This is a genomic window from Vibrio sp. 10N.222.46.A1 (assembly GCF_041473595.1).
Classification (GTDB): Bacteria; Pseudomonadota; Gammaproteobacteria; order Enterobacterales; family Vibrionaceae; genus Vibrio; species Vibrio tasmaniensis_A.
Map to the genome: position 1 here is coordinate 1 of NZ_JBFRSN010000426.1, position 10,050 is coordinate 10,050.

Here is a 10,050-nt window from a genome sequence, read left to right on the forward strand (position 1 = left end):
AGATGGCCCCATTGGCTCTATTTATGATGAAAATGTTGAGCTTCCTACCAATCCAACCAAGTGTAGAACTAAAATTTGTCAATGCGGTGTCGATTTGTCGGCGAAAAAAGTGAATACAAAGTTGATTTCAAACAAGCAACAAGAAATTGCTGTTATACAGCTTTAGCATCGTTTGTTAAGGGAAAGGATTACCCGTGGTAACAAGAGCTAAGCATTTATATAGACCAGAGTATTTTGAGGCGCAGAAATCAGACAATCAAGGCTCAATTTTAATTGACGCTTCGTTGAATCAGCATATGTTTTTAGCTGCATCAATATTTGTTCTGATGACTATTATTTTTTTCGTTGTTTTTGCCGAATATACACGCAGAGATACACTGAACGGAGTGGTAAGTCCGACTGGCGGTATTGTGAAGGTACAGGCTAATGATGAAGGGTATGCTGAAAGTGTATTTGTCACTGAAGGCCAGACAGTGTTCTCTGGAGAACCTCTATATGAGATAAAAACAGAGCGTTATGATGAGTTTGGGCAGGGCGTGAAAAAACGCATTGTTGCTACCATTGAAAGTCAAATTACTTTGCTAAACGAACGTCGAGATAAAGAAATAGAGAAATCTCGGCATCAACTAAAAGTCATTGATGATGACTTAGTTCGTTTGTCAGAAGAGGCCGGCATACTGGAAGTTGTCGTTGATTTATCTGAACAAGAGCTAAGCCTTGCTCAAAGTTTGGTTGATAAACAACAAGTATTGGTCAACAAGCAGTTCATTTCTTCTATTGAACTTCAAAGACAAAGACTCGAGTTAATAACACTAGAAGCTAAGGTACAAACACAGCACCTTAGTTTACAGAGATTGGTCAGAGAAAAGGCCAAGTTGGAAGATACGAAAGATACGTTACAGTTAGAACTTGACATTACCCTCCAGGAAATAGACCGCCAGCTTCAACAAATCGCTCAAAGTAAAATCGAATACTTTTATCAAACAGATACTCAGGTTGTATCACCGATTAACGGTGTGGTTGCGTCAATTTTCGTCAAGGAAGGTCACTCAGTTAATAAAGGTCAACCTCTACTCGTTGTTATTCCTGAGGGTGAAGAGCCTGTCGTTGTTGAGCTTTATGCGCCCAGTCGCAGTATAGGTTTTATTAAAGAAGGTCAGAATGTTCGTTTACGGTTTGATGCGTTTCCCTATGAAAAGTTTGGTGTTCAGCAAGGTGTTGTCGACTCCATATCAAAATCTGCAGTCTCCGCGGATATGTTACCAAATAGCCCGCTGATCCAAAGTCAGATTTCTCGTACGTATGGTGGTGTTGGGTTGTATCAAGTGAGAGTCACATTAGAGAAGCCAACCATTACTGTTTATGGGGACGAGCAAACGTTTGTTCCAGGAATGACATTAACCGCAGACATTGAACTTGATACACGCAAGGTCTACGAGTGGCTGTTAGAGCCTTTGTACACGATTAAAGGGCGAATATAACCATGCATACAGAAGGGCTTATAGATTGGGGGTGGGGGAGGAAACTCTCTTTGATCCGACAGACAGAAAAGGCGGAATGTGGTATCGCTTGTTTAGCTATGGTTGCCGATTGGCATGGTTATAAAGCCGACCTACGCTCACTAAGGGCAAAATGCGGTATTACTCAGCATGGGATGTCGTTTGCTCGGCTTATTGAGTGTGGTGCACTTCTCAAGCTTTCGGGGCGGGCGGTTCGCTTAGAACTACAGGAATTGGAGCAATTAGCCACACCCTGTATTTTACACTGGAATCTAAATCACTTTGTTGTGTTAAAGAGAGTGCGTGGGAAGAAGATTGACATTCATGATCCTGCAAGTGGATCGTTGACACTAAGTTATGATGAGGTAAACCAACATTTCACAGGCATAGCTCTAGAGCTAACACCAACTCATGACTTCGAAGAAAAAGTGGGAAGTAAAGCCGTTCGGTTATCGACTCTCATTGGTAAAACCGTTGGCTTAAAAGAGGCGTTAGGACGGATTTTTGTTTTCGCATTGGTACTAGAGCTATTAGCGCTTACCTTGCCCATTTTCAACCAAATCGTGATTGATGAAGTATTGGTTGGATATGACAAAAACCTTCTTGTACTCGTCATTGGAGCCATTCTGATAGTAACTGCGACGCAAACTCTAATTGGTCTTGCCCAGCAATGGGCGACAATCAAGCTGTCAGTGAACTTTAATATGCAGTGGGCTGCGAACGTTTTCCATCACTTGTTCCGGTTACCGATAGATTGGTTTGAAAAAAGGGATATAGGGAGTATTAGTGCTAAATTTTCCGCTGTGGATGTCATTCAGCAGACGTTAACAACCAGTGCAATTCAAGCTCTACTCGACTTAGTATTAGTTGTTGGCACTCTGTCGGTTATGTTGGTTTACAGCCCTGAACTCTCATTCATTGCCATCGCTGCTGCGTTAGGTTACATCGCTCTTCGGTTTGCGTGGTTTGGCGCGTTTAAACGCGCCGAAGAAAATACCTGGGAAGCCAGCACTCAAGAAGACAGTTATTTCATAGAGACAGTTCGCGGTGTATTAAGTTTGCGAGTCAATGGGGCGTTACCTTGGAGGGAGTCGTCTTGGCGAAACCTCAATATTAATAGAAGAAATGCGCAGCTACATGAGCAAAAGCTCGGGATGATCTATAACACAATTAATGTGACCATTGTTAGCATTGTGTCTGCGACTGTTCTCTGGTTTGGTGCAAATTTGGTTTTGGATGGACTATTTACTATCGGTATGTTGATGGCGTTTCTTTCGTATCAAGGGCGTTTTTCTGCCAGCATTAGTTCACTAATCGATAAGTATTTCGAGTTTAAGATGCTATCTGTGTACAACGAGCGTTTAGCAGATATTGTCTTAACCGAAAAAGAAACGGATAACGAGCCTGATGTCATAGGGTTACCCGTTGCAATAAATAATCAGGGCGATAATGTTATCGAGTTTGACGAGGTATACTTCTCTTATGGAAAAGACCAACCTCCTATTCTTAACGGTGCAAGTTTTAGTGTAAAAAGTAATGAGATTGTAGCGTTAGTTGGGCCGTCTGGTTGTGGTAAGTCAACCATTTCTAAACTGCTATTGGGTATTTATTCAGTCACATCAGGTAGCATTAATTATTTCGGTAATAAATCGCCTGCCTCCAAATCTCTTAGAGCTCAGGTTGGCGCGGTGTTGCAAGAAGACCAGTTGTTTAGTGGTTCGATTATCGAGAATATTACATTCTTCGCTGGCGATTTAGATGAAGACTGGCTTGTGGAGTGTGCTCGTAGGGCGGGTGTTCACGATGATATCGAAAGCCTAAATATGGGGTACCACACGTTGGTTGGTGAGATGGGCTCTAGTCTCTCAGGAGGTCAAAAACAAAGGATTCTCATCGCGCGAGCTTTGTATAAAAAACCCAAGTTTCTCGTATTGGACGAAGCGACAAGTAGCTTAGATATCTATACGGAGTCGTTTGTCTGCCAGATGTTTAAGGAAATCAATACTCCTATATTGATGATTGCTCACCGCCCAGAAACCATTGCTTCGGCTGACAGAGTATTACTTATGGAGGGAGGTTTGGTTCAGGAAATTCCCAATAATTTTAAGCAGGAAGCTCAAGATGTATAAATCTGAAAGAATACTCTGCCCAGATAATCATTCTGAATTATCTGGTGCTGCATTGATGGAGCAATACAACCAATTTTTTGGTGGAGACGATTGGGTTACGTTCTCTGGATGCCCGGCTGTTACCTTGACTAAAGTAGGAGTTAAAGGCTTCGAAAATTTTCCAGAAGGGGATGAGGCTATTACTATCGATTCTGGTTGTTACATCGAGTCGTCTAACCTTCCTGCTTTCCCTTCCGGCATCACAAAGCTGACCAGCGTTTCAGTTAACGACAGGCCTTTTGGAAAAATAGTGATCGGGCAAGGTTGTGTGCTTCAAGGAACTACTATTTGTGCTTATGAAAAAGTATCTATAGGAAACAATGTTATGTTTGGTCCAAATACAGTGGTTATGGATTGTAGTGGTCATGCTCTTACTAATAGAGGTCATCCAGATGAGCTTGATCGTCTAACAGCTGAGCCCATAACAATAGGCAATGATGTTTGGATAGGTTATGGGTGTATTGTTTTACCTGGCGTTAATATTGGCGATGGAGCAGTTATAGGGGCAGGTAGTGTTGTCACAAAGGATATACCGGCTAATTGTATGGCTGCGGGTAACCCGTGTACTGTAAAGAAAAAGGAATTAAGTTAATCGAAAGTTGAGCTGGCAACATACACATACAAGTTTTCCCTAAACCACCTATTTTGATAGTGCTTCCTGTCACTTAATTTTCCCGAATGACTTGTAGCGGTCAATTGAGCTAGGAGGCACTCCGTTTACATCAAACTCTACAATATTGTGTAATGTCACTGTTGGTTCGTTTTGACTAAATTGTAAACTGGTCAATATTACCTAAAAGACAAAAGCTGATCAGTGAACTGTACTTTTTCGATACTGGATAGCACGTTCAAGCCATCACGTGAAACAACGGTATCATTAAGTTGAATTTTACCATTCCCCAGTTCATGGATCTGGTATTCACTTTTAGGGCCATGGGCGATCACTGTATTTACCCCCGCGTTTCCGGTTACGCGGTTGTCATGCTCGTTGATCTCAATATTCGCATCATTGTTACCTGATAGCGTTAGTTTAGTAAGATATTTAGAGTGATGAGTATAGGACGTCGCTGGGTCATACCTCATTTTAAATGTTCCGGTGAATGTATCGGCAAGGTATGCATCGTAAGTCAATGTTGGAGAGAAAATCTGCTTCACTATCGCTTGTGCATCGGGGTCTTCTTTTGAGAAATCGTCGCGGGTTTTAACTTGGTATAACCCCCACATACCTTTGCCGTTGTATGCTCCCCAAAGCCCGTAGTAGCAGTCAATTACAGCGGCAAAGTACTCTTGATCAACGCTGACTTCTTCTTGCCACTCTTCTAAAATATCACGGGGTGGCGTGTAAGCATGGTGTAATGCTTGTCTCTGTATCGCATTAAATTCTTTTTGAAATTCTGGTAATGCGGTTACTGCATCTTCAGGCGCGTTAAAAACCCCGATGCCATAGTCATGGACTAAATGCAGTATTTCCTCATAAGAGGCGTCACGATGCTCTTCATAATCTTGTTGGACATACCATTCACCGCCTTCAACCTGAATCTCTTCTTCGAACAAGGGCTGCCCGGGCAAGTCATCGTTGTATCGTGGCTCATCGTAATAATTCATTAGCTTTAGTATTGCGCCATTGTTGGCCATCGCGTTTGCAATCTCGCGTTTTGAGTCAGTGCTCCCATACTTAGTGCCATCAACAGGGGTTAGATAGTGGTTGAGAACATTGACGGCTTTGACTATTTGATAATCGCTCAGGCGATCCATAATCAAAATATGGATAGATTTGCCATTCGGGGCATTGACCGCTACATATCGGTTGTAGCCTGCTTGAGAGTATTCAACGAATTGAGAGGGAACGGCTTCAATCGTGACCCCATGTACAACTGACGGTGCTGCGTTTGCCTGATTGAATAGCGATTTATTTTGATTTGAACCGCATCCAATGAGAAAGATAGCTGTCGCTAAGGTAGCTAAAGATAGAGTTTTCATGACACACCTTATTATTCATACGAAGTATCAATATACGGAACTGCAGTGCGTTGTTTAGTGACAGAAGTTGCTGTTAGACAAACCCATACAATACCTTACAAATCGAGGCTTAATTCGTTGCTACTAACTTTACCGGCTGCGAGTGAAGTAAAAATGAAAGCCTCAAATCAATGGGCTTGATTTTGCTACCAAATTTGAGTTCTTTGTTAGGGGGGATGACTTGTCGTTTCAAGATACGTGAGAGTGGCTTGAAGAGTCGTTGAGGATCGGTGATCTAATTCACTTTCAAGTATTTCATAAACCGTATGTGCTTCAAAGTTTGCCAACTGTGGATAAAGCAACGGCTCTTCCAAAAGCAACCCGATCAGTTTCTTCTGGGGACAAACACCGTTAAGCGCAAGTTGATTGAGCGCTGCGTGCTGAATGCCGATATACGAATGTTTGATCAATTCTAATAATTGTTGCTCGTCATTGATGTGTTTTATTAAGCCGACTCTTAAAGATAGGCAGGGTGATGACATCAGTGACAAACGGTTCTGTTGTATCCAATCATCGCCAAGCCAGTCGAGGATGTCGCCGATATTTTCGGATTGCTCATCTAGCAAGAGTTCTAACGTGAGCTGATTAAAGCGTGATGATTGTACATCGGAAAAGCTTATATTGTGTCTACATAAGGCATGAATCAAGGCGTGAAATGCCGCTTTGGTTAGATGACTTATTTTGTCGTCAGAGCAAAGGCCGCACAGCCATGTTTTGTTTGAGCAAAACTCTAGAGCGATCGCTTGATTTTCTAGAGCCTCTATCTTTGCAGATCTGTTAGAACGCTTCTTTACTGAAGTAGAAGTAGATGCGACGGTAGAGTCAGCGTTAGAGATAGCAGGTGAGTGAGCTTGTTTTAATGCATCAAGTGTTGATGTAATAAGTGCTGACTGTTCATTGGTGCCATTGATTACCGTGTTATTCATTTCATCTATAGGGGCGATGCTCGTTGTTGTTCTAGGTTTTAATGAAGAATCCGCAACTATGATACCTGATGTCCCTAAAGTGAGTTCTTTTAAATAGCTTTGGTGGCTAGTTTTTGGGTTTTTCGAAAGGTGTTCAATTAACAGTCGCTTGATAGAGTTACTACAAGCTTCCTGCTGAAGTTGTTGCTGAATAAAGGCAACGCTAAATTGTTCGGAAGTTTCAGTTAATAGGCTGTTTAGGCTGTCGAGTTGTTCTGACTCTTCCAACTTTGAAAACACTTGATAGAAATGGGGTATAAAACGGGCTAGTTGCAACTGTTTATGCTGAGTTTCCAAATTTGAAATCAGTAAAATAACCGCTGCGGTTGCATTGGCTAGATTCGGTTTATTTTGAAGTTGGTCAATGACATGCAGTTTATCTTTGTTACTCAGTAGCCCTATGAGTGAGTTGAGCAGCATACCAGATAGCAGCAATTCAAAATTAAGGTGCTTTATATCTACTAGGTAATTCCATTTCGTTAATTGATGTACAGAGCTCTCTCTGATGGATGGGTCTGAATGAGACAGGCCGTTTAAAAATACCTGCAGATATTCACGACAATCCATTTCAGATAGACGCTGAAATGCGACTTTTTGGCAGCTAATATCAGGGTGTTGTGTGGCTTTGTACAAGACTATTTTGTCTTGAGTGTTTCTCAAAAAAATCCGAGTATCAGCGGTGCTTTTGAGTACGTTGTTTTCATTTAGCAGAGTAGGGGAGTGACGCGAAAGTAAAGCAATGAGTTTGCCTTTTAGATCTGGCTCGGGGTCATTCTGAAGTCGGTGTAGTAAACGCAGAGACTGTTCGTGATCTAGTTGGTGTTTGTGATTGTCTAAAATCCGCGCAGCAATCAAGCTGATGTCATCTCCGTCATTCCAACCCCCATCCCAGTAGTCATTTTCGTCGCATACTGCTTCTAATAATACAGGAACAGCGAGTAGAGAGTGTTGGTTGTTCTCAATAGCCATTAACGATGCCAATTTAATTTCGCTGTCGTCCCAGTATTGATAGCAGTTGAGGATGGGCTCAATAGGCGCTGCATTATCTAAAGCGAGGCATTCAAGACTCGTGAGAACAAGGTCAGGATTCTGGGACTCTAACCTTTCTATAATCAGATATTTAGTGTTTTGAAAACGGCTTAATATTTGTGCTGCCAATACCTGTTCGGATAGGTTTCCAGTCAAGTAGATGTGTTTAACTTTGTGAAGTAATTTATCTAGAGACATATATTCAAGCACCACTGAATTAACAAGTTTGAATAATAACTCTTATCATTTCTAATTGTATGATCCTAATCATATCTTTAATGTTTCATGTGTTAATAATAGGGGTGGATGATAGTAACCCCGAAGGAATGTCGATGAGCATCGCACTAAAAAGCTTGGTAGGAGTGTGTGCCCTTTTCTCTGCAACTCTATACGCCGCTCTGCCCCCTATGAGTATAAATACGGCGAAGGCAGAACTCGGTAAACGACTGTTTTTTGATACGCGCTTGTCCGGGGACGACTCGATATCGTGCTCCAGTTGCCACATTCCATCTAATGGTTTTTCTTACCCTGAACCGTTGAGCCCTGCCTATACGGGGAGTGATGGATTTCGCAATGCTCCAACACTTATTAATACAGCCTATAAAGAGGTGTGGTTTCACGATGGTCGTATTGGCACCAACCTAAACGATGTGGTGCGGGAGAATATCACTGAAGACTGGCTGATGAATATGGACATGCGTTTGATGCAGGAACGCCTCAAACAAGATCCAATATACGTTGAGATGTTTAAAGCGGCCAATCTTGGAGAACCGTCAAATGGCGGAGTACGCAAAGCTCTGCCTGAATACCTAAAAACATTGACTTCGAAAAACGTCCCTTTTGACAAGGGTGAGCTTAGCGACTTAGCCAGCCAGGGAGAAAAGCTGTTCACAGGCAAAGCGGGGTGCAGCCAATGCCATCGTGGTGCTCTGTTTTCGGACGGAAAGGCACACAATACCGGAGTGCCAGAAAATCATGAGATATTTTTAGACCCAATGCGACATCAATCTTTTCTTGCCTACAACATGTTTATGGGTGTGCAAGATTACTTAACGTTAAAGCGCGATGTTGGTGCGCATGTTCAAACTCATAAAGCGGATGGTAGCGATCGCGGTAAGTTCATAACGCCAACGCTGCGAGAGCTCACTCAAACTGCGCCGTATATGCACAATGGCATGCTTACCACGCTTGAAGATGTGGTTGAATTTTATAATCAAGGTGGTGGCGAAGACTCAAACAAAGACTCTCGACTCACCACGCTTTCCCTAACGGACTATGAAAAAAAGGCGCTGGTGGCTTTTTTGGAATCGTTATCTGGAGATGCCCTTATAGGCGAAGAATACGAATGGTTAGACTATGACTTCGGCTACGAATACACGGAGGATTGGTCAAATGCTCGTAACTAAACGCTCTGTATTAAAGGCAGCACTCTTTATTCTTATTGGGATGACGGGGCTTCCCAATGTTGTTAATGCAAAGGTACAGCTTGAGCCTCTAGGGGAGGTGCCTGTGCCTGCGGATAATAAACAAACACCAGAAAAAATTGAGTTGGGAAAGATCTTATTTTATGACGGTCGGCTAAGTGGCGATACGACTAGCCCATGTGCTGGTTGCCATATTCAATCTCAGGGCTGGGGTTTTCCTGATGACCTATCCATGGGATATCCGGGTACGGTACATTGGCGTAATAGCCAAACGATTATTAATGCGGCTTATTATGACAAATTTTTCTGGGCGGGCAGCGCTATGTCATTGGAAGCGCAAGCCAAAGATGCTGCGAAGGGCGCGGTCGCGGGTAATGGTGAAGATGACATCATGGAAGCGCGTTTAGCGTTAGTACCTGAGTATGTTGAACGTTTTAAGCGAGTGTTTGGTGATGATACTCCGAAAATACACAACGCTTGGCGTGCTATAGCCGCGTTTGAACGTACGATGATTCAACGCGACATACCAATAGACAACTATTTACTCGGTGACAAAACCGCTTTGTCTGAGTCCCAATTGAAGGGTAAAGCACTGTTTGAGGGAAAAGCGAATTGCATAGCTTGTCACAACGGGGCTTTGGCTTCTGACCAGAAATTCTACAACATTGGCGTGCCGCCAAGCCCTTGGTGGAATGATGATGGACTGGCACAGATAACGTTTCGATTTGAGCTTTATTCTAAAGGTGTCACCGAAGAGATGTACCGCACTACAAAGGCTGATCCCGGTGCTTACTTTCGTGCAAAACGTAAAGAGATGTTAGGTAAGTTTCGCACGCCAAGCCTACGTTATACAAAATACACTGCGCCCTACATGCACAATGGCACTATTCCAACTTTAGAAGCGGTGATTGATTTCTACGACCGAGGTGGTGTGGCGGATGACGGA

Annotated in this window: 7 protein-coding genes; 5 read left to right on the plus strand and 2 right to left on the minus strand. The window is 42.8% G+C overall.

What is annotated here, in order from left to right; genetic code table 11:
• Window positions 1–194 precede the first annotated feature (194 nt).
• The 3 genes from AB4496_RS13215 to AB4496_RS13225 are packed head-to-tail and all read left to right on the plus strand — an operon-like array spanning window position 195 to window position 4,259.
• Window positions 195–1,481, plus strand: coding sequence for an HlyD family secretion protein (locus AB4496_RS13215; protein ID WP_017098603.1), 1,287 nt, complete (start codon window positions 195–197; stop codon window positions 1,479–1,481).
• Between the two features lie 2 nt (window positions 1,482–1,483).
• Complete coding sequence (locus tag AB4496_RS13220) at window positions 1,484–3,628, plus strand: peptidase domain-containing ABC transporter (protein ID WP_102257976.1); 2,145 nt, start codon at window positions 1,484–1,486, stop codon at window positions 3,626–3,628.
• Window positions 3,621–4,259, plus strand: a complete 639-nt coding sequence (locus tag AB4496_RS13225) for a DapH/DapD/GlmU-related protein (protein WP_017098601.1) — start codon at window positions 3,621–3,623, stop codon at window positions 4,257–4,259. Before AB4496_RS13220 ends, AB4496_RS13225 begins: the two co-directional genes overlap by 8 nt.
• Before the next feature lie 197 nt (window positions 4,260–4,456).
• On the opposite strand, the gene AB4496_RS13230 is transcribed toward AB4496_RS13225, so the two are convergent.
• Window positions 4,457–5,647: a hypothetical protein gene (locus tag AB4496_RS13230; protein WP_102257977.1), complete on the minus strand. Its 1,191-nt coding sequence runs from the start codon at window positions 5,645–5,647 to the stop codon at window positions 4,457–4,459.
• Window positions 5,648–5,853: 206 nt separating this feature from the next.
• A complete protein-coding gene (locus tag AB4496_RS13235) occupies window positions 5,854–7,878 on the minus strand; it encodes a hypothetical protein (RefSeq protein ID WP_240798319.1) in 2,025 nt (674 codons plus the stop codon).
• 134 nt (window positions 7,879–8,012) lie between these two features.
• Here AB4496_RS13235 and AB4496_RS13240 point away from each other — a divergent pair, with 134 nt between their 5' ends.
• Window positions 8,013–9,086 carry a cytochrome-c peroxidase gene (locus AB4496_RS13240; RefSeq protein WP_102257978.1) on the plus strand — a complete coding sequence of 358 codons (1,074 nt, stop codon included), beginning with the start codon at window positions 8,013–8,015 and terminating at the stop codon, window positions 9,084–9,086.
• A partial coding sequence (locus AB4496_RS13245; RefSeq protein ID WP_372131122.1) for a cytochrome-c peroxidase occupies window positions 9,073–10,050 on the plus strand: 978 nt, incomplete at its 3' end. The genes AB4496_RS13240 and AB4496_RS13245, both read left to right, overlap by 14 nt.